The following is a 19,692-nucleotide window of genomic DNA, read 5'->3' as shown; positions in this document are numbered from 1 at the left end:
TCCTTTTTCCCCGCATGTCCTCGCACCAGTCCCCCGACCCCTACGCCGCCGCTGCGGCGCCGCCCGCCGCCCCGCCGCGCAAGAGCCGCTGGCGCCTGCTGTGGCGCGCCTTGGCCCTGCTCGGCGCGTTGCTGCTTGCGCTGGCGATGTTCGGCTGGTGGTGGGCCGGCAGCAGCACCTCGCTGGCCGCCGCCGTCACGCGCGCCGCGGCCTGGCTGCCGGCGGGCCAGCAGCTGGAGACGCGCGACGTGAGCGGATCGCTGCGCACGGGCGGACGCATCGGCTGGCTGCGCTGGAGCAGCCCCACCCTGGCGGTGGAGGTGGAGGACGCCGAGATCGGCTGGAAGCTCGCGCCGCTGCTGCGCCGCCAGGTGCAGCTGGGCGAAGTGCACGCCGCACGCGTCACCCTGCGCCAGCAGGGCGAGGCCAGCGACGCGCCGACCCAGCCCCTGCAGGAGCTGGTGCTGCCGGTGCAGGTGGATGTGCCGTTTCGCATCGACCACCTGGTCTGGGCCGGGCGCGGCGAAGACGCCAGGCCCCTGACCATCGACGACCTGGCCGGCCGCTACCGCTACGACGGCACCGAGCACCAGGTCGAGGTCGAGCGCGTCACGCTGGCCCAGGGCCAATATGCCCTCAAGGCCACGCTGGGCGCGCGCGCGCCCATGCCGCTCGATGCCACGCTGGACGGTACCGTGCGCACGCCCGTGCCGGGCAGCGACCAGGCGCTCACTGCCCAGGCCCATGCGCGCGTGACCGGCACGCTGGCCACCGAGGCCGCGCGCCTGGACGTGGTGGCGCAGCTACGCGAGGCGGCAACCCAGGCGGCCGAGGCCGGCGAGCCGCAGGACGGCCCGCCTGCCGCAGCACCGGCGCGACCCGCGGGCCACCCTGCCCCCGGCGCGCCGTCGGGCGACGCCGGCGGCGCTGCCATGCGTGCCGACGTGCAGGCGCGTATCGCCCCCTGGAAGCCGCAGCCGCTCATCGCCGCCGACGCCCGGCTCGAGGCCCTGGACCTGGCGGCGCTGTGGCCGCAGGCCCCGGCGACCGGCCTGTCCGGCAGCGTCAGCGCCCAGCCCGAGGGCGAGGACGGCTGGCAGATCGGCGCCGACCTGGCCAACGCCCTGCCCGGCCCCTGGGACCAGGGCCGCCTGCCGGTCGAAGCCCTGCAGGCCGAGGCGCATTACACCGAGGGCACCATCACCGTGCCGCAGGCGCAGCTGCGCGCGGGCGGTGGCAGCGTGTCGCTGCAGGGCAGCTACACCCCGGACACCCAGGCGCTGCAGGGCCGGGCGGGCATCGCCGGCGTCAACCCGGCGCGGCTGCACACGCGGCTGGCGGCCGCCCCCCTGAACGGCACGGCCAGCGCCAGCGGCAACGCCGAGGAGTCGGTGCGGTTCGAAGCCGACCTGCGCGCCGCCGCCGTGCGCCTGCCCCCCGCCCGGCGGGGCGAGCCCGCGCCCCTGCTGCTGCAACGCCTGGCGACCCAGGGCCGCTGGCAGGGCCAGCACATCGACATCGCGCAGCTGCTGGTGGCCGCCCAGGGCGCACGGGTGCAAGGCCAGGCGCTGCGCATCGACATCGCCGGCCCCGGGGCCAGCGGACGCGTGCAGGCCGAGCTGCCTGGCGCCAGCGCGCGCATCGACGGCCAGATCGCCCCGAACAGCGGCGCCGGCAACTTGCAACTGGCCGTGAGCGACGCGCGGCGTGCGCAGGGCTGGCTGGCCGGCCTGGGCATTGCGCTGGCCGGCTGGAGCCTGGACGGCAGCGCCTCGCTCGATGCACGCTGGCGCGGTGGCTGGCAGAGCGCGCAGCGCCAACTGCAGGCCGCCGCCCTGCTGCCCACGGCCGGCGCAGCGGGCGCCAGCGCCCCAGCCCCCGCGGGCGACTTCACGCTGCAGGCACGGCTGCAGGCGCCGCGCCTGTCACTGGCCCACGCGCCCCGTCCCGGCAGCAGCGACGCGCCCCTGGCGCTGGAGCTGGCGGGCACCAGCGCCAGCCTGGACGGCAGCCTGCGCCACCTGGCCCTGGCACTCGAAGGCCGGCTGCGTCAGGACAAGCGGCAGGCCGACGTGCAACTGCGCGCCCAGGCCGGCAGCCGCGGCGCCGGCCGCTGGCAGGGCGAGGTGCAGGGCCTGCAACTGCGCCTGGACACCGGCCCGCAGCCCGGCCCCTGGACGGTGCAGCTGGCCGAGCCGCTGTCCTTCACGCTGCAGCAGGCGCCGCGCCTGGTGCTCGAGGCCTCGGGGGCCAGCGCCCGCGTGCGCGGACCGGCACCGGGCGAGGCGCTGGTGCGCTGGCAGCCGCTGCGCTACGCCAGCACCGCCCAGGGCGGCATGGAGCTGCGCAGCCAGGGCACGCTGCAGGGCGTGCCGCTGGCCTGGGCCAACCTGCTCCAGACCGAGGGCCAGGGCGCGCTGGAGCGCCTGGGCCTGTCGGGCGACCTGATGCTGGGCGGCAGCTGGGACGTGGACGCGGGCGCCGGCCAGCCGCTGCGCGCGCGCGTGATCGTCCAGCGCGCCAGCGGGGACCTGCGCATCGACACCCCCGAGCCGACAGGCGGCGGCTCGTTCACCGTCGTGCATTCCAGCGGCGAAGGCAAAGGCGAGGGCCGCCCCAAGGCGCAGACCGTGACCCCCGCCGGCACCAGCGCCGGACTGCGCGAGGCCGTGGTCGAGCTGACCGCCGAGGGCCAGTCCGTGCGCGCCCGCCTGTCCTGGGACAGCGAGCGCGCCGGCCGCATCCAGGCCGAAGGCAGCACCCAGCTGGCCCAGGACGCCGAAGGCGGCTGGCTCTGGCCCGACAGCGCGCCGCTGGCCGCCAGCGTGCGCGCGGAGATGCCCGAGGTGGGCGTGTGGTCCATGCTCGCCCCGCCGGGCTGGCGCGTGCACGGCACGCTCAGCGCCGACGCCCGCGTGTCGGGCACACGCGCCGCGCCGCACTGGACGGGGCGCTTGGCGGCCGACCGCTTCGCCATCCGCTCGGTGCTCGACGGCGTCGACCTGCAGGACGGGCGCCTGCGCGCGACGCTGGAGGGCCAGCAGCTGACCATCACCGAGCTGCACCTCAAGGGCGGCCACGGCAGCCGCGCGCGCATCGCCGGCTTCAGCGGCAACCGCACAGCGGCGCCCGCCGACGGTGGCACGCTCATCGGGGGCGGCACGCTGTCATGGGCCGGCAAGGCGGGCGACGGCGCCCCGGCCATCCGCATGGACCTGAACGCGCGCGCCGAGCGCCTGCAGGTGCTGGTGCGCGCCGACCGGCAGGTCAGCGTCTCGGGCACGCTGCGCGCGCAGCTGCACAACGGCCAGCTGGTGCTGCGCGGCGACCTGCGCACCGACCGCGCCACCATCATCCTGCCCGAGGCGGGCGCGCCCACGCTGGGCGACGATGTGGTGGTGCGCTCGGCGGCGCTCGACCGCGTGGCGGCCGAGAAAGCCGGCAAGAGCGCACGCGCCGCACAGGCCGAGGCCCAGGTGCAGGCCCAGGGCAGCGTGCAGGCTGCGCGGCCGCCCGACATCGCCCTCTCGCTGGACCTGGGCGACGACTTCGCCCTGCAGGGCCGGGGCGTGACCACGCGCCTGACCGGGCGCCTGCAGATCACCAGCAGCGGCCCCGCGGGCGGCATGCCGCGCGTGACCGGCGAGGTGCGCACAGACCAGGGTCGCTACCGTGCCTGGGGCCAGGCGCTGGACGTCGAAAGCGGCCTGCTGCGCTTTAACGGCCCCTACGACAACCCGTCGCTGGAGGTGCTGGCCCTGCGCCCCAACATCCCCGTGCGCGCTGGCGTGCAGGTCACCGGCACGGCCAAGGCGCCGCGCGTGCGCCTGTATTCCGAGCCCGAGCTGCCGGATGCCGAGAAGCTCTCCTGGGTGGTGCTGGGCCGCAGCGCCGCCGCCGGCGGTGCCGAGGCCGCGCTGCTTCAACAGGCAGCGCTGGCCTTCCTGGCCGGCGAGGGCAAGGGCAGCAGCGGCGGCATCGCCCAGCGCCTGGGCTTCGACGAGGTGGGCTTCAAGGGCCCGGGCCAGGGTGAGGATGCCAACGGCGCGGCGCTGACCTTCGGCAAGCGCCTGTCCAAGGATTTGTACGTGACCTACGAGAAGAGCCTGTCGGGCACCATGGGCGTGCTCTACATCTTCTACGACCTGTCCCGGCGCCTGACCCTGCGCGGCCAGACCGGCACGCAGAGCGCGGTGGACCTGATCTACACCGTGCGCTGGGATTGAGGCCGCGCTCAAAATGTGAGAGAAAAAGACCTTTTGCCCTTGCTGGACAAGGGCCTTCAGCTATCAAAAGTGAAATTAACAGCCGGTCTGGCGGAGCGGCTTACAATCGCCCGCTCCGCTGCCGCTCCCCGTAGTTCAATGGATAGAACGGGCGCCTCCTAAGCGCCAGATGCAGGTTCGATTCCTGCCGGGGGGACCACGGCCTTCTCCTGTCGCCCTGCCCCTTCGACCCGCAGCGCCGAACGCCCTGCCTGGGGCCCGGAAGCTCAGACCGCGTCTGTAGGACCTGGTGCCGGGGCGGCTGTCCTGGCCTACCCCCCGCGGGCCGGGGCGGCCTCCTACGCCCCGCCCCAGCAGCCGCCCGGTATGTTTGCGCCCTGATCTCCATCTTTCCAGGTCCAGCGCGACACCCAGGACGACCATGAGCAAGAAAACCCCTGCCCCGGTGCTGCGGAGCACCGAACTGCCGGAAAGCGAACAGGTGCTGCTGCTGGTCGATGTCATCAACCCGATGCAGTTTCCGACCGCGCGCGACCTGCTGCCCCACGCGCATGCGGCAGCGCAGTGCATCGCGCGCCTCAAGCAGCGGCTGACGCGCCAGGGCGTCGCGACCATCTACGCCAACGACAACTACGGCACCTGGCACAGCCAGTTCGGCGACATCCTGGCGGCCTGCCAGGAGCTGCCCGACGAGCGCGGCGACATCGCCCGGCTGCTGACGCCTGCGCCCGAGGACCTGGTCATCCTCAAGCCCCAGCACTCGGCCTTCCACTCCACCCCGCTGCAGCACCTGCTGGGCCGCATGAAGACGCGCAAACTGGTCATCGTTGGCTGGGCCGCCGACATGTGCGTGATGCTGACCGCCACCGACGCGCGCATGCAGGGCCACGAGGTCTGGGTGCCGCGCGACTGCGTGGCGGCCGAGACGCCCGAGCGCTGGAACCGCGCCATCGGCCAGCTTGAAGAGGTCTTCGAATGCTCGGTACGCCAGGCCGTGCGCCCGACCGCCAGGCGCGCCAGCAACGCCAGGGCCAACCCCAAGTGAGTGCGGCCGGGCACCAGCGGCCGAACCGCTACAGCTGAAACCCCAGGGCCCGCACCACGCCCTCGCCCATGTCGCGCACCAGGGAAGGGGCCTGCGCCTCGTAGGGCTGCGCGGCGGCCGTCTGGCGCGTGCACCAGTCCGAGAGCCACTGCACGTCGTGCCGGCCATAGAAGGCCGTCATGGCCTCGTAGTTCAGGAACAGGCTGCGCGCGTCCAGGTTGAGCGAGCCGGCCAGGGCCAGGTCGTCGTCGATCAGCACCGCCTTGGCGTGCAGCATGGCCGGCGACAGCCACACGCGCGCGCCGGCGGCCGCCAGCTGGCGCAGCGCGCGCTCGCGGGCGATGTCGGCCAGGCGGTGGTTGGAGCGCGCCGGCACCAGCAGGCTGACCTGCACGCCGCGCCGGCACGCCAGGCACCAGGCGTCGAGCAGCCCGTCGTCGGGCACGAAGTACGGCGTCACGGCGACGATGCGCGCCCGTGCGTGGAAGGCGCCGGCCATGAGCAGCGCATGCACCGTGTCGTCGGCGTGGTCGGGGCCGCTGGTGATCCACTGCGCCAGCGCCCCCCGCGGTGACTCTCCCAGCAGCGGCAGGTGGGGCGGGCGGCGCATGCGCCGCAGCGTGCGGCCCTGGGCGATGCGCCAGTCGGTGCCGAACTGCACGTGGGCCTGGGCGGCCAGCGGGCCGTGGACCTCGAAGCTCAGGTCCACCCAGGCCGGCCGGCCGGGCTGGTCACGGAAATACTCGCCCGCCAGGTTGCGCCCGCCGCTCCACAGCCGCCAGTTGTCCGCCACGACCAGCTTGCGGTGGTTGCGCAGGTTGGTGTGCCCGCGCAGCGGATTGTGCAGCAGCGGCATGAAGCGGCGCACCTGCACGCCCTCGCGCGCCAGGGCGCGCAGCATGCCGCGCGGCATGGACAGGCTGCCCACGGCATCGACCAGCAGGCGCACCGCCACGCCGCGGCGCGCGCTGGCCAGCAGCGCCCGCGCGATCTCGCGGCCCACCTCGTCGTGGGCGAACACGTAGGTGCAGACATCGAGCCGCTGGCGCGCCGAGGCGATGGTGGCCAGCAGGCCGTCGAGCGCATGCGCGCCGTCCTCGTGCCAGACCACGCGCTCGTTGCGCACCGCGGGCGCCACCTCCATGCCGGCGAGCAGCTGCGCCGCCCAGGCCGGCCCCTCGCCCGCGGGCGGCGGCGCCTGCCAGTGGTGGCGCCGCGCGGGCCGGGCGAACTTGCGCACGCCAAACAGCAGGAACAGCGGCAGCGTGGCATACGGGAAGGCCACCATGCCCAGCACCCAGCCGATGGCCGCCGAGGGGTGGCGCCGCTGCTGGTTGATGCGTGTGCCCAGCACGTAGATCAAAAGGCCCAGGACCACGGCGATGGTGTGGCCCAGACTGGACAGCAGCGCGATGCGGATCATGGCGGCCCCCCGTGCAGTGCGGGCACACAGGCAACGGCGACAAAGGCAGGGTTCGGCATGGCCGGGAGCATAGCGACAGTGCCCGGTGTCCCCAGCGAACGCGGCGACACTTGGGAGAAATCAATTTTTGTAGCAGGAAACCATTGACCTGCAACGCTCGCAGAGGGATATCAGGAAAAACCCGGCATCTCGGGTGATCCCTAATTGACTTGAGTCAAATTTCTTCCTGTTTAAGATGAATTTTTAATTCATCTTTAAATACAATAGCGCCAGTCTCCACCGCGATGCACCTGCAGACGGCCGAGGAGACCTATTCAAAGTTCTTCCCGATAAGGATGGTTGTCATGCAATCCCCGCGTTCGTTCCCCCGCCTTCCCCTGGCCGTTGCTGCTGGAGCTCTGCTGGCGAGCACGCTGGCCTACGCGGCGCTGGCCGAACAGCACCAGGGCCACGTCGCCGTCGCCTCCGCCCCTGCGGCCGCCGTGGCCCCGGCGGCGGCAGCCGGCGATGCCGCCACCGTGAAACGCTTCGTGCTGGAGACCGGCATCGTGGACGGCAAGATGGTCTTCGTCGATGACCACGGCGTGGCCAACCCGGTGCTTCGCGCCGCCGTCGGCGACACCGTGGAGATCGTGCTGAAAAGCGGCGAAGGCGCCCAGCACGACCTGGCCATCCCCGAGCTGGAGGTGCAGTCGCCCAAGTTCGACGCCAGCACTGGCACCGTCACCGTGCGCTTCACGGTCACGCAGGCCGGCACCTTCACCTACTACTGCACCATTCCCGGCCACCGCCAGATCGGCATGGAGGGCACCTTCGAGGCCGTGCCCGGCAACGGCAAGAACGCCGCGCCCACGGCCGCCAAGGTCTCGCCGCTGAGCGGCGCGCAGCTCTACACCGCGCCCGCCTCGCGCCCGGCGGATGCCGCCGCACTCAGCATCGCCATGGACCCGGCCGCCGTGCCCGCACCCATTGGCAACCGCCCGCCGCAGCTGCTGAAGTACCGCATGGAGACGGTGGAGCTGAACGGCAAGCTGGACAACGGCACCAGCTTCACCTACTGGACGTTCGACCGCAAGGTGCCCGGCCCCATGCTGCGCGCCCGCGTGGGCGACAGCGTCGAGCTGACCCTGGCCAACGCCCGCGACAGCAAGATGATCCACTCCATCGACCTGCACTCGGTCACCGGCGGGCACGGCGGCGGCGAGCACACCCAGGTCGCCCCGGGCCAGGAGAAGACCATCACCTTCAAGGCCTTGAAGCCCGGCCTGTACGTCTACCACTGCGCCACGCCGCTGGTGCCCCAGCACATCGCCGCCGGCATGTACGGCCTGATCCTGGTCGAGCCCGAGGAAGGCCTGGCCAAGGTGGACCGCGAGTACTACGTGATGCAGGGCGACATGTACACCACCCGCCCGCACGGCGCCAAGACGCACCAGGAAGCTGATCTGGACAAGATGGCTGCCGAGCTGCCCGACTACTACGTCTTCAACGGCGCCGTGGGCTCGCTGACCAAGGAGCACAAGCTGACCGCCAAGGTGGGCGAGACGGTGCGCATCTACTTCGGCGTGGGCGGCCCGAACAAGATCTCGTCCTTTCACGTGATCGGCGAGATCTTCGACAAGGTGTACAGCGAAGGCTCCATCAGCTCGGTCAAGAAGGACGTGCAGACCACCCTGGTGGCCCCGGGCGGCGCGACCATCGTCGAGTTCAAGGTGGACTACCCCGGCCAGTACACCCTGGTGGACCACGCCCTGTCGCGCGCCGGCAAGGGGGCAGTGGGCATCCTGGAGGTGACGGGCGAGAAGGATGCCAACATCTACAAGGTGGGCGGCGCCGGGCGCTGAAGGCTGGGCGGCGCCGGGTGGCGGGGGACGGCCGTTTTGCGTAGCGCGGCTGGCCCTCACCCCCACCCTCTCCCAAAGGGAGAGGGAGTGAAAACCCGCGCCGGGTAACGATCCTGCGCTATGAAAATTGGAAAGCGGCGGCCTTGCGGTCGCCGCTTTTTTTGGTGCGCGTGTTTCAGGCGCGCGGCAGCGCCAGTTGCACGCGCAGGCCGCCCAGGCGCGGGGCGTCCAGCAGTGCCAGCTGCGCGCCGTGCATCTGCGCGATGGTCTGGGCGATCGACAGGCCCAGACCACTGCCGGCCACGGCCGCCCCTTCAGCGGCCTGGGCGCGGTGAAAGCGCCGCAGCACCCGCTCGCGCTCCGCCGGCGCGATGCCGGGGCCGCTGTCGTCCACCGTCAGCACCAGCGCATCGCCCTGCACTTGCAATGCCACGTCCACCGTGCCGCCCTCGGGCGTGTACTTGACGGCGTTGTCCAGCAGGTTGCGCAGCAGGATGGCCAGCGCCTCGCCCTGCCCGCGCACGCTGGCAGCGGCCGCGTCGCCTTCCAACGGCGCCAACCCTAGGTCGATGCCGCACGCGTGCGCGGCGGGCGCGGCATCCATCACGGCGCGCTGCACCAGCTTGGCCAGCACCAGGGGCTGCAGCGCCGCGCCGCTGGCATGCGCCTCCTGGCGCGCTAGGGCCAAGAGCTGCTCGACCAGCCGTGTGGCGCGGTCGATGCCGGCGGCGAGGCGCTCGGCGGCGCGCGTGCGCGCGGCGTCGCCCTGCGCGCGCGCCAGGGCCTGGGCCTGCAACTTCAAAGCCGCCAGGGGCGAGCGCAGCTCGTGCGCCGCGTCGGCCACGAAGTGCTGCTGCGCGTCGAACGCCTGCTGCATGCGCGCCAGCAGCAGGTTCAGCTCATCGACCAGCGGCCGCACCTCGGCGGGCAGGCCGGCGGCGTCCACGGGCGACAGGTCATCGGCGCGGCGGCGCGCCACCTGGCGGCGCACGCGCTCCACGGGCGCGAGCGAGCCGCTCACGGCCCACCAGGCGGCCAGGGCCAGCAGCGGCGCCATCAGCGCGATGGGCCAGGCCGTGCCCAGGGCCAGCTGGCGCGCCAGCGAGCGGCGCACGGCCATGTCCTGTGCCACCTGGATGACCTGCAGGGGCGTCGCCACCGACAGCACGCGGTAGGTGGTGCCGCCCGCCTGCACGTTGGAAAACCCCAGCACGGCGCGCTGCGGGAGGCCCAGGCCGACGTTGGACTCGAAGATGCGCAGGCCGTCGGCCGTCCAGACCTGCACGACGAATTCCGAACTTTCCTGCCCCGGCACCAGCGGGTCGCTGTACTCGCGCAGGCCCCACGCCGGCAGGCCCGGGCGCAGCGCCTGGGCGGTCTGCTGCATCTGGTGGTCGAACAGCGCGTCGGCTTCGGCCAGCGCCGCGCGCCAGGCGAGCGCCGCCTGCGCCAGCACGGCCAGGGCGATGGCGGCCACCAGCGTCAGCAGCAATCGCGTGCGTAGCGAGTGCGCGCCGCCCGTCATGCGCCCTGCCCCGCCGCGCGCGGCAGCATGTAGCCCACGCCGCGCACCGTGACGATCAGGCCGGCGCCCAGCTTCTTGCGCAGGCCGTGGACATAGACCTCGACGGCGTTGCTGCTGATCTCCTCGCCCCAGCCGTAGAGCTTGTCCTCCAGCTGCGCGCGCGACAGCACGGCGCCGGGGCGCGCCAGCAGCGGCTCCAGAACCGCCCATTCGCGCGCCGACAAAGTAACGGGCTGGCCATCGACGCTGGCCTCGCGCGTGGCGGGCTGGATGCGCACGCCGCCGCTTTCATAGACCTCCTCGCTGCGCCCGCCGGCGCGCCGCGCCAGCGCCCGGATGCGCGCCAGCAGCTCGTCCATGTCGAAGGGCTTGAGCAGGTAGTCGTCGGCACCCGCGTCCAGCCCCTGCACGCGCTGGGCCACGGCGTCGCGCGCGGTGGTGATGAGCACCGGCGTGCGGTCGCGCCGCGCGCGCAGTGCGCGCAGTACATGGAGGCCATCGCGGCCGGGCAACCCCAGGTCCAGCAGCACCAGGTCGTAGCGCTGCGCGGCCAGCGCGGCGTCGGCCTCGGTGCCGCTGCGCGCCCAGTCCACGGCGTGGTGCTCGGCGCGCAGCAGCTCCTGCACGGCTTCGCCGATCATGGTGTCGTCTTCGACGAGCAGCAGACGCATGGCGGACTTTCAGGGCAGGCAGGCATGGCGGCCAGCATAGCGACGCGCCCGGCGGGCAGTGTCGCCGGCCAGGCACCAGCCACTCATTTGCTACTTATTCGATAGCTTATTGCGCTTGCTCCATGGCGGTTTGAGGCCAAAAACACTCAACCCAGCCGCACCGGCACGAAGATGCGGTTGCCGCCCCGCAGTACCAGCAGCGCCACCGACTTGCCGGCCTTGGCCACCACGCCGCGCACCTGGCCAATGTCACGTGCCGGCGTGCCGTTGATGGCCAACAGCACATCACCCTCCTGCACACCGGCGCGGGCGGCGGCGCCGCTGGCCTGCTCGATCAGCAGGCCTCCTTCCATGCCCACCTCGCGCTGTTCGCCCTTCTCCAGGGGCCGCAGGGCCAGGCCCAGGCGGCCCTGCGATGCGCCCTCGGTGGCACCTGCATCGGCCACCGCCTTCTTGTCGGCGGCGTCGCCCAGCGTGGCGCTCAAGGTTTCGCTGGCGCCCTTGCGCCAGACCTCCAGCTGCACCTTGGCACCGGGCGTGGCCTGGCTGATGGTGGCCGGCAGGTCGCCCGAGCCGACGATGGGCTGGCCGTCCACGCTGCGGATCACGTCGCCGGGTTGCAGGCCCGCCTTGTCGGCCGGGCCGCCCTTTTGCACGTCGGCCACCAGGGCGCCTTGCGGCTTGTCCAAACCGAAGGAATCGGCCAGGGTCTGGTTGACCTCCTGCACCGTGACGCCCAGGCGCGCGTGGCTCACTTTTCCGGTCTTCTGGATCTGCTGGCTCACGCGCTCGGCCACCTCGATAGGGATGGCGAACGACACGCCCTGGTAGCCGCCCGAGCGGCTGTAGATCTGCGAGTTGATGCCCACCACCTCGCCGCGCGCGTTGAACAGCGGCCCGCCGGAGTTGCCGGGGTTCACCGCCACGTCGGTCTGGATGAAGGGCACGGCGCTGTCGTCGGGCAGGGCCCGGCCCTTGGCGCTGACCACGCCGGCCGTCACGCTGTTCTCGAAGCCGAAGGGCGAGCCGATGGCCAGCACCCATTCGCCCACGGCCAGCGACTTGGTGCTGCCCAGGCGCACGGCGGGCAGGTTCTGCGCGTCGATTTTGAGCACCGCCATGTCGGTCTTGGTATCGGCCCCCAGCACCTTGGCGCGGAACTCGCGCCGGTCGGTCAGCTTGACGGTGACCTCATCGGCGTCCTTGACCACGTGGGCGTTGGTCAGCACCACGCCATCGGGGCTGACGATGAAGCCCGAACCCTGGCCGCGCAACGGCACGTTCTGCGGCATGCGGCCGGGGGCCTGCGGGGCCATGCCGAAGCGGCGGAAGAATTCCTGCATGGGGTCTTGCGCGCCCTCCCCGTCGTCATCGCCTTCGGCCATGGCCGTGCGGTGCATGCCGCTGACGCTGATATTGACCACGGCCGGGCCGCTGTCGGCGGTGATCTGGGCGAAGCTGGGCAGCGCGCTGCCGCTTTGCGCCACGGCGGCCGGGGCCGCAGCGACGGGCGCCGCCAGCGCATGGGCCTGTCGCTGGGTGACCAGGCCAGCCCCCGTGGCGCCCAGGGCACCTGCGGCCACCAGGGCCAGGATGAGCCTGCGGGGGGTGGAGAGGATGGTGTTCATGATCTGCCTTTCATGGGTTGCGCCGCTGAGGTTCAGCGGCCATGGCAGGCAGTGTGCGCGCGGGCGCTTAAGCGAAACTTAGGGACCCGCGCTATTTTTTAAGTAGCTAGATACCCTTTTCCCACAGGGGCAAAAGGCCTTTTTGCCCATGCATCACTGGGGCGCCAACGCCCCGGTTCGGCGCTACAGGATCTCCAGTACCCGCTCGGGCGGCCGGCACAGCAGCGCGCCGCGCGGCGTGACCACGATGGGCCGGTTCAGCAGCTCGGGGTGCGCGGCCACGGCGGCGATCAGCTCGTCGTCGCTGCGCGCCGGGTCGGCCAGACTCAGCTCGGCATACGCCGCCTCCTTGGCTCGCAGCAGCTCGCGCACCGGCACGCCCAGGCGCGCCACCAGGCTTTTGAGCTCGGCCGCGTCCAGCGGCTGGGCGATGTAGTCGACGATGGCCGGCTCAATGCCGCGCTCGCGCAACAGCGCCAGCGCGCCGCGCGAATTGCTGCAGCGGGCGTTGTGATAGATGGTGATGTCGGGATGCGTGCTCATGCGGGCCGAGTGTAAGGACAGGCCCCGGCGCCTCAACGCGTCACCGCTTGGCCGAACGCAGCGTGCGGCTGAGCAGGATGACCGGCACCAGGCCCACGGCCACCAGCGCGAGCGAAGGCAGCGCCGCCTCGCCCAGCCGCTCGTCGCGCGCCAGCTGGTAGGCCACGACGGCGAGCGTGTCGCTGTTGAAGGGGCGCAGCACCATGGTCGCGGGCAGCTCCTTCATCACGTCCACGAAGACCAGCAGCGCGGCGGCAGCGGCCGAGCGCTTGAGCAGCGGCCAGTGCACGCGCGACAGCAGCCTCAGCCCCCCTACGCCCAGCATGCGCGAGGAATCATCCAGGCTCAGGGGAATGCGCGCATAGCCGCTTTGCACCGATTGCAGCGCCACCGCGCAAAAGCGCACCAGATAGGCCCAGACGATGCCCATGGCGGTCGAAGTGATGAGCGCCGGCAGCGCCGCGCCCGGCGCCACCTGCTGCAGCCAGCCCACGGGCAGCAGCAGGCCGACCACGATGACCGCGCCCGGCACCGCATAGCCCAGGCTGGCCAGCCGCACCACGGCGCGCGTGACCCAGTCGCGGCTTCTGCGCACGGCAAAGGCCAGCACGAAGGCGATGGCCACCGCCAGCAGCGCCGTGATGGCGCCCAGGCGCACGCTGTTGCCCGCCCACTCGATGAACCGTCCCCAGGGCAGCACCGACCAGTCCGAGGCCAGCGGACGCAGCATGAAGAGTACCGGTGCGAAAAACCCCATGAACACCGGCACCAGGCAGACCAGCCAGGCCGCCAACGCCCCGGTGCCCGCCAGGCGCTGCGGCTCGCCCTCGGCCGAGCCGGCGCGCCCCACCCCGCCGGCGGCAAAGCGCATGCGCCGCTGGGCACGCAGCTCAAGGTGCAAGAGCAGCGCCACCAGCACCAGCAGGATGGTTGCCAGCTGCGCCGCGGCCAGGCGGTCGTCCATGGCCAGCCAGGCCTTGTAGATGCCCACCGTGAAGGTCTGGATGCCGAAATAGCTGGTCACGCCGAAATCGGCCAGCGTCTCCATCAGCACCAGTGCCACGCCCGCGGCCACCGCCGGGCGCGCCAGCGGCAGCGCCACCTGCACGATGCGCCGCGCGGGCGGGGCGCCCAGCAGGCGCGCCGCCTCCATCAGGTGCGCCGCGCGCTCGGACAGCGCCGTGCGCGCCAGCAGATACACATAGGGATACAGCGAGAAGATGAAGACCCAGATCGCGCCCCACAGGCTGCGCACCTCGGGCAGCAGGCGCCCCTCAAGGCCGAAGCTCTCGCGCAGCCAGACCTGCAGCGGCCCGCTGTACTGCAGAAAGTCGGTATAGGCATAGGCCGTGACATAGGCCGGCATGGCCAGGGGCAGCAGCAGCAGCCATTCCAGCGCGCGCCGACCAGGAAAATCGAACAGCGTCACCGCCGCCGCGCAGGCCGTGCCCACCAGCGCCGCGCCGGCGGCCACCGCCAGGCCCAGGACGAAGGTCGTCCACAGATAGTCCGGCAGCACGGTGGCGGCCATGGCGCGCACGATGGCGCCGGCCTGCTCGCTGCCCTCGGCCCCTGGCAGCCAGGCGGCGAACACCGTCAGCAGCGGCAGCACCAGCGCGCAGGCGAGCAGGATCAGGAAGGCGGTGCGCCACAGCGCGGCGGGAGAGCGGGACAAGGGGTGTGCGAGAAGCAGGAGGGAAAGGGCCCGGGCCTGTGTGGCGGCGCCGCTGAAAAGGCCCGGAAAGGCCGGCGCAAGACCCAATGCAAATGCGAACAATTCTACGCAACTAGAATTTGCCCATGTTTCTAGGAGTCTCCGAATTGCAGGTGCGCTATGCCAACCGGGCCGACCCGGCGGTGCAGGGCGTGACACTGGGCCTGGCCGCCGGCGAGATCGGGGTGCTGATCGGCCCCTCGGGCTGCGGCAAGACTACGCTCTTGCGTGCGGTGGCGGGGCTCGAGCCCGTGGCCGGCGGCAGCATCCGCCTGGCCCAGGAGCTGGTGGGCGCGCCCGGGCGCTGCATGCCGCCCGAGGAGCGTCGCATCGGCATGGTGTTCCAGGACTACGCGCTGTTTCCGCACCTGAGCGTGGCACGCAACGTGGCCTTCGGCATCCACGACCTGCCGCGCGCCGAGCAGCAGGCGCGCGTGCGCGAGGTGCTGGCGCTGGTGGGCCTGGAGGGCAGCGCGGCGCAGTACCCGCACGAGCTGTCGGGCGGCCAGCAGCAACGCGTGGCCCTGGCCCGCGCCCTGGCGCCGCGCCCGCGGCTGATGCTGCTGGACGAGCCGTTTTCCAACCTGGACGTGGACCTGCGCGAGCGCCTGGCGCACGAGGTGCGCGGCATCCTGAAGGCCGCGGGCGCCACGGCGCTGTTCGTCACCCACGACCAGATGGAGGCCTTTGCCATCGGCGACCGCATCGGCGTCATGCACGGCGGGCACCTGCACCAGTGGGACGACGCCTATGCCCTCTACCACCGCCCGGCCACGCGCTTTGTCGCCAGCTTCATCGGCCACGGCGTCTTCGCCCCCGCCGAGCTGGCCAGCCAGGGCGGCCACATCGTCGCGCGCACGCCCCTGGGCGAGCTTACCGACATCGACGGCTGCCCCCTGCCCTCGGTCTATGAGGGCGGCCTGTGCGACGTGCTGCTGCGCCCCGACGACGTAGTGCACGACGACAGCTCGCCCGTGCAGGCGCGCGTGCTGCGCAAGTCGTTTCGCGGGGCGGAATTCCTCTACACCCTGGAGCTGGCCGGCGGCCTCACCGTGATGGCCCACGTGCCCAGCCACCACGACCACGCCGTGGGCGAGTGGATCGGCATCCGCCCGCAGGTGGACCACGTGGTCACGTTCGAGCGCGCCTGAGAGCGCGTTTCCGCCTGGCGGGCTCAGTGCCCGCGCTCGAACGCGACGTGCCCGCCCACCAGCGTGGCGCGCACGCGTGCCGGCAGCTCGTAGCCGGAGAACGGCGTGTGCCGGCCCTGGCTGGCCAGAGCGTCGCCGGTCACCGTCCAGTGCGCGCCGGCATCGACGATGCACAGGTCGCCCACGCCGCCCTCGACGATGCGCCCGACGCTGGCCTGCAGCGTGCCCAGCGCCGAGCCCAGCACGCGCGCGGGCTCGTGCGTGACCACGCCCAGGGCGCGCGCCAGCGGCACGCCCGCGTCGCGCGACCACTTGAGGGCCACCGACAGCAGCAGCTCCAGGCCCGTCGCGCCGGCCTCCGCCTCGGCGAACGGCAGGGCCTTGGCGTCCTCGTCGACCGGCGTGTGGTCGGAGACCAGCGCGTCGATGGTGCCGTCGGCCAGCGCCTGCGACAGCGCGTCGCGGTCGCGCTGCTGGCGCAGCGGCGGCATCAGGCGCGCACGGCTGTCGAAGTAGCCGATGTCGGTGTCGGTGAACATGAGCGAGTTGATGCTCACGTCGCAGCTCACGCGCAGGCCCTGGGCGCGTGCCGCGCGCACCAGCTCCACGCCGGCGCTGCTCGACAGCCGGCACAGGTGCACGCGCGCGCCGGTGGCCTTCACCAGTTCGAAGATGGTGTAGAGCGCGATGGTCTCGGCGGCCACCGGCACGCCGGCCAGGCCCATGCGCGTGGCCAGGGGGCCGCTGGCGGCCACGCCCCGGCCCAGGTGCAGCTCCTGCGGGCGCAGCCAGACGGTGTAGTCGAAAGTGGCGGCGTACTGCAGCGCGCGCTGCAGCACCTGGGTGCTGGCCAGCTGCACCTCGGCCTGCGAGAAGCCCACGCAGCCTGATTCGGTCAGCTCGGCCATCTCGGTGAGCACCTCGCCGGCCAGACCCCGCGTGAGCGCGCCGAGCGGGAACAGGCGCGACTGGTGCAGCTTCTCGGCGCGGAACTTGAGCATCTGCACCAGGCCGGGCTCGTCGAGCACGGGGTCGGTGTCGGGCGGGCAGACCAGGCTGGTCACGCCCCCGGCCACGGCGGCGGCCATCTCCGACTCGAGCATGCCCTCGTGCTCGTGGCCGGGCTCGCCCAGGCGCGCGGCCAAGTCCACCAGGCCCGGCAGCACCAGGCAGCCGCTGGCGTCGATGGTGCGGCTTGGTGCAAAGCCGGCAGGCAGGCGGTCCACGGCGATGATGCGCCCGGCCGCCAGCGCCACGCTGCACACCTTGTCCAGGCCGCTGGCGGGATCGACCACCCGGCCGTTCTCGATGAGTATCTTCATGGTTTCAAGCCAAATCGGCAGCAAGCCCTTGTCCAGCCTTGGCTTGCTGCTATGAAAATCAGGGTCAGGCGTCGTTGCCCGCGACGATGGACATGACGGCCATGCGCACCGCGATGCCGAAGGTGACCTGCGGCAGGATCACGGCCTGCGGCCCGTCCACCACGGCCGAGGCGATCTCCACGCCCCGGTTGATGGGCCCGGGGTGCATGACGATGGCGTCGGGGCTGGCCAGGCGCAGCTTCTCGGGCGTCAGGCCAAAGCTCTTGAAATACTCCTGGCTCGAGGGCAGCAGCGCGCCGCTCATGCGCTCGTTCTGCAGGCGCAGGCAGATGACCACGTCGCAGCCGCGAATGCCGTCTTCGAGGTTGTGGAACACCTGCACGCCCATGTGCGACAGGTCGGACGGCACCAGCGTGCGCGGCCCCACCACGCGCACCTCGGCGCAGCCGAGCGTGGTGAGCGCGTGGATGTCCGAGCGCGCCACGCGCGAGTGCAGCACGTCGCCGACGATGGCCACCGTCAGGTTGGAGAAATCGCGCTTGTAGTGCCGGATGGTGTACATGTCCAGCAGCCCCTGCGTGGGGTGCGAGTGCCGGCCGTCGCCGGCGTTTACCACGTGCACGTGCGGCGCCACGTGCTGGGCGATCAGGTAGGGCGCGCCCGACTCGCTGTGGCGCACCACGAACAGGTCGGCCGCCATGGCCGAGAGGTTGTCGATGGTGTCCAGCAGCGTCTCGCCCTTGGCGGTGGAGCTGCGCGCGATGTCCAGGTTGAACACGTCGGCCGACAGGCGCTTGGCGGCGATCTCGAAGGTGGTGCGCGTGCGCGTGCTGTTCTCGAAGAACAGGTTGAACACGCTCTTGCCGCGCAAGAGCGGCACCTTCTTGACCTCGCGGTCGTTGACGCTGACGAAGTTGGCGGCGGTGTCCAGGATGTGCGTCAGGATGGCGCGGGGCAGGCCCTCGATGGACAGCAGGTGGATCAGCTCGCCGTTCTTGTTGAGCTGGGGGTTGCGCTTGTAGAGCACGGCCTTCAGGCCTCCTTGATGTCGAAGTGAAAGCCCCCCGCGTCGGTGCGCGCCAGGGCCAGCGACTGACTGGCTGGCAGGCTCACGCGGGCGGCGGCGAACTCGGCGGCGATGGGCAGCTCGCGCCCGCCGCGGTCCACCAGCACGGCCAGGCGTACGCGCGCCGGGCGGCCGTAGTCGAACAGCTCATTGAGCACGGCGCGCACCGTGCGGCCGGTGTAGAGCACGTCGTCGAGCACCAGCAGGTCGGCGCCGTTGGCATCGAACGGCAGCTGGGTCTGCGTGCCCGCGGCCAGCCCGCGCCGGGCGAAATCGTCGCGGTGCAGGGTGGAGGACAGCACCCCGGCGCTGCCCGGCAGCCCCAGGTCGCGCTGCAGCCGCTCGGCCAGCCAGGCGCCGCCCGAGGCGATACCGGCCAGGCGCGTATCGGGCAACAGCAGCCCGCGCACGCCGCGCAAGAGCTCGGCGTACAGCGCCTCGGCGTCGAGCAGCAGGCGGCCGGGGGCCTCGCGGCCGGTGGGGGGGACGCTCATGGTCAGAGACTCCTCAGAAACTGTTCCAGGATGATGCAGGCGGCGCCCGCGTCGGTGTCGTGCGCGCCGTCCATCTCGGCCTCGACGCTGCTGTAGCGCTCGTCCACCTCGAAGACGGGCAGGCCGAAGCGCCCGCGCAGCTGGCGCGCGAATCGGAGCGCGCGCTCGGTCATCTCGTGCGCGGCGCCGTCGGGGTGGCGCGGCACGCCCACCACCAGGGCGTCGGGCTGCCACTCGCGGATGCGCTCGGCCACCTGGTCGAAGCGCGCGCCCGCCCCTTCGGCGCGGATGGTCGGCTGCGGCGAGGCCGTGCCCAGCAGGCGCGTGCCGGTGGCCACGCCCGTGCGCTTGGTGCCGAAATCGAAAGCCAGAAAGGTCTGCAGGTGCGCGGCAGGGGCGGCCGGTGCGCCGCCGCTCATGCGCGCCCCGCTTCGGGCGAGAGCGTCCAGGACTGCAGGCCCAGCAGGGCCAGCGCCCGGTCGTAGCGCTCGCGCACCGGCGCGTCGAAGATGACCTGGGGGTCGGCCTCGACGGTCAGCCAGCTGTTCTCGGCCAGCTCGGATTCGAGCTGGCCCTCGGCCCAGGAGGCATAGCCCAGCGTGACCAGCACGCGGCGCGGGCCGGCGCCGTGCGACAGCGCTTCGAGCACGTCCTTGGAGGTGGTCATCTCCAGGCCGCCGGCGATGCTCATGGTCGAGGCGTAGGGCGAGGCCTCGCCCTCGCCTTCGACGCCGCCCACGTGCGCGGGCTTCATGGCGTCGTGCAGCACGAAGCCGCGCTCGGTCTGCAGCGGCCCGCCGTGGAACACCGGGGCCTCACTCAGGTCCTGGCGGCCCAGCGTCAGGTCCACCTTCTCCAGCAGGCCGCCGAGCTTGATGCCCATGGGCTTGTTGATGACCAGGCCCAGCGCGCCGCGCTCGCTGTGTTCGCACAGATAGACCACGCTGCGCGAGAAAAACGAGGACGCGTCTTCCAGGCCGGGCATGGCGATCAGGAAGTGGTGCGTCAGGTTCATGGGGGCGCTGTGGTCGGACATGGGC

General features: G+C 72.2%; 15 protein-coding genes and 1 tRNA gene. 5 read left to right on the top strand and 11 right to left on the bottom strand.

Annotated features, from left to right (window positions below):
* Positions 1-14: 14 nt before the first annotated feature.
* From RT051_RS00520 to RT051_RS00510, 3 genes are all read left to right on the top strand, one after another.
* On the top strand, positions 15-4,226 hold the full coding sequence (locus RT051_RS00520) for a translocation/assembly module TamB domain-containing protein (protein WP_313069829.1): 4,212 nt from the start codon (positions 15-17) through the stop codon (positions 4,224-4,226).
* A gap of 124 nt (positions 4,227-4,350) precedes the next feature.
* A tRNA-Arg gene (locus RT051_RS00515) sits at positions 4,351-4,425 on the top strand.
* A gap of 222 nt (positions 4,426-4,647) precedes the next feature.
* The gene (locus RT051_RS00510; protein WP_313069826.1) at positions 4,648-5,271 is read left to right on the top strand and encodes an isochorismatase family cysteine hydrolase; all 624 of its coding nucleotides are present in this window, start codon (positions 4,648-4,650) and stop codon (positions 5,269-5,271) included.
* 28 nt (positions 5,272-5,299) lie between these two features.
* Here RT051_RS00510 and RT051_RS00505 read toward each other — a convergent pair whose 3' ends face one another.
* Positions 5,300-6,694 carry a phospholipase D-like domain-containing protein gene (locus tag RT051_RS00505; protein WP_313069823.1) on the bottom strand — a complete coding sequence of 465 codons (1,395 nt, stop codon included), beginning with the start codon at positions 6,692-6,694 and terminating at the stop codon, positions 5,300-5,302.
* A 344-nt stretch (positions 6,695-7,038) separates the two neighbouring features.
* Here RT051_RS00505 and nirK point away from each other — a divergent pair, with 344 nt between their 5' ends.
* Positions 7,039-8,538 carry a copper-containing nitrite reductase gene (gene nirK / locus RT051_RS00500; RefSeq protein ID WP_313069821.1) on the top strand — a complete coding sequence of 500 codons (1,500 nt, stop codon included), beginning with the start codon at positions 7,039-7,041 and terminating at the stop codon, positions 8,536-8,538.
* Positions 8,539-8,713: 175 nt separating this feature from the next.
* On the opposite strand, the gene RT051_RS00495 is transcribed toward nirK, so the two are convergent.
* The 5 genes from RT051_RS00495 to RT051_RS00475 all read right to left on the bottom strand — a co-directional run bounded on the left by RT051_RS00495 (position 8,714) and on the right by RT051_RS00475 (position 14,580).
* The gene (locus tag RT051_RS00495; protein WP_313069818.1) at positions 8,714-10,063 is read right to left on the bottom strand and encodes an ATP-binding protein; all 1,350 of its coding nucleotides are present in this window, start codon (positions 10,061-10,063) and stop codon (positions 8,714-8,716) included.
* Complete coding sequence (locus RT051_RS00490) at positions 10,060-10,734, bottom strand: response regulator transcription factor (protein ID WP_313069813.1); 675 nt, start codon at positions 10,732-10,734, stop codon at positions 10,060-10,062. The genes RT051_RS00495 and RT051_RS00490 overlap by 4 nt, the downstream gene beginning before the upstream one ends.
* A 146-nt stretch (positions 10,735-10,880) precedes the next feature.
* Positions 10,881-12,362 (bottom strand): Do family serine endopeptidase, encoded by a 1,482-nt coding sequence (locus RT051_RS00485; protein ID WP_313069808.1) that lies wholly within the window; start codon positions 12,360-12,362, stop codon positions 10,881-10,883.
* Between the two features lie 183 nt (positions 12,363-12,545).
* Complete coding sequence (gene arsC / locus RT051_RS00480; protein WP_313069805.1) at positions 12,546-12,905, bottom strand: arsenate reductase (glutaredoxin); 360 nt, start codon at positions 12,903-12,905, stop codon at positions 12,546-12,548.
* Positions 12,906-12,945: 40 nt separating this feature from the next.
* Positions 12,946-14,580 (bottom strand): iron ABC transporter permease, encoded by a 1,635-nt coding sequence (locus RT051_RS00475; RefSeq protein ID WP_313069802.1) that lies wholly within the window; start codon positions 14,578-14,580, stop codon positions 12,946-12,948.
* 125 nt (positions 14,581-14,705) lie between these two features.
* Between RT051_RS00475 and RT051_RS00470 the strand changes: the two genes are divergently transcribed.
* Positions 14,706-15,770 carry an ABC transporter ATP-binding protein gene (locus RT051_RS00470; protein WP_313069799.1) on the top strand — a complete coding sequence of 355 codons (1,065 nt, stop codon included), beginning with the start codon at positions 14,706-14,708 and terminating at the stop codon, positions 15,768-15,770.
* Between the two features lie 23 nt (positions 15,771-15,793).
* Here RT051_RS00470 and RT051_RS00465 read toward each other — a convergent pair whose 3' ends face one another.
* The 5 genes from RT051_RS00465 to RT051_RS00445 all read right to left on the bottom strand — a co-directional run bounded on the left by RT051_RS00465 (position 15,794) and on the right by RT051_RS00445 (position 19,688).
* A complete protein-coding gene (locus RT051_RS00465; protein ID WP_313069797.1) occupies positions 15,794-17,092 on the bottom strand; it encodes a dihydroorotase in 1,299 nt (432 codons plus the stop codon).
* A gap of 64 nt (positions 17,093-17,156) precedes the next feature.
* Positions 17,157-18,119 (bottom strand): aspartate carbamoyltransferase catalytic subunit, encoded by a 963-nt coding sequence (locus RT051_RS00460; protein WP_313069794.1) that lies wholly within the window; start codon positions 18,117-18,119, stop codon positions 17,157-17,159.
* Positions 18,120-18,124: 5 nt separating this feature from the next.
* Complete coding sequence (gene pyrR, locus RT051_RS00455; protein WP_313069792.1) at positions 18,125-18,652, bottom strand: bifunctional pyr operon transcriptional regulator/uracil phosphoribosyltransferase PyrR; 528 nt, start codon at positions 18,650-18,652, stop codon at positions 18,125-18,127.
* 2 nt (positions 18,653-18,654) lie between these two features.
* Positions 18,655-19,071, bottom strand: coding sequence for a Holliday junction resolvase RuvX (gene ruvX / locus RT051_RS00450; RefSeq protein WP_313069790.1), 417 nt, complete (start codon positions 19,069-19,071; stop codon positions 18,655-18,657).
* Positions 19,068-19,688: a YqgE/AlgH family protein gene (locus RT051_RS00445; RefSeq protein WP_313069787.1), complete on the bottom strand. Its 621-nt coding sequence runs from the start codon at positions 19,686-19,688 to the stop codon at positions 19,068-19,070. The genes ruvX and RT051_RS00445 overlap by 4 nt, the downstream gene beginning before the upstream one ends.
* Between the last annotated feature and the right edge of the window lie 4 nt (positions 19,689-19,692).

It is taken from the genome of Melaminivora sp. (genome assembly GCF_032059615.1).
In the GTDB taxonomy this organism is placed as follows: domain Bacteria; phylum Pseudomonadota; class Gammaproteobacteria; order Burkholderiales; family Burkholderiaceae_C; genus Melaminivora.
The sequence above is the reverse complement of the archived record's forward strand: the minus strand, read 5'-3'. Positions and strand labels throughout refer to the sequence as shown.

Coding starts and splice junctions, on each gene's coding strand:
- RT051_RS00520 (WP_313069829.1), top strand. CDS start 15: ATGTCCTCGCACCAGTCCCCCGACCCCTACGCCGCCGCTGCGGCGCCG.
- RT051_RS00510 (WP_313069826.1), top strand. CDS start 4,648: ATGAGCAAGAAAACCCCTGCCCCGGTGCTGCGGAGCACCGAACTGCCG.
- RT051_RS00505 (WP_313069823.1), bottom strand. CDS start 6,694: ATGATCCGCATCGCGCTGCTGTCCAGTCTGGGCCACACCATCGCCGTG.
- nirK (WP_313069821.1), top strand. CDS start 7,039: ATGCAATCCCCGCGTTCGTTCCCCCGCCTTCCCCTGGCCGTTGCTGCT.
- RT051_RS00495 (WP_313069818.1), bottom strand. CDS start 10,063: ATGACGGGCGGCGCGCACTCGCTACGCACGCGATTGCTGCTGACGCTG.
- RT051_RS00490 (WP_313069813.1), bottom strand. CDS start 10,734: ATGCGTCTGCTGCTCGTCGAAGACGACACCATGATCGGCGAAGCCGTG.
- RT051_RS00485 (WP_313069808.1), bottom strand. CDS start 12,362: ATGAACACCATCCTCTCCACCCCCCGCAGGCTCATCCTGGCCCTGGTG.
- arsC (WP_313069805.1), bottom strand. CDS start 12,905: ATGAGCACGCATCCCGACATCACCATCTATCACAACGCCCGCTGCAGC.
- RT051_RS00470 (WP_313069799.1), top strand. CDS start 14,706: ATGTTTCTAGGAGTCTCCGAATTGCAGGTGCGCTATGCCAACCGGGCC.
- RT051_RS00465 (WP_313069797.1), bottom strand. CDS start 17,092: ATGAAGATACTCATCGAGAACGGCCGGGTGGTCGATCCCGCCAGCGGC.
- pyrR (WP_313069792.1), bottom strand. CDS start 18,652: ATGAGCGTCCCCCCCACCGGCCGCGAGGCCCCCGGCCGCCTGCTGCTC.
- ruvX (WP_313069790.1), bottom strand. CDS start 19,071: ATGAGCGGCGGCGCACCGGCCGCCCCTGCCGCGCACCTGCAGACCTTT.
- RT051_RS00445 (WP_313069787.1), bottom strand. CDS start 19,688: ATGTCCGACCACAGCGCCCCCATGAACCTGACGCACCACTTCCTGATC.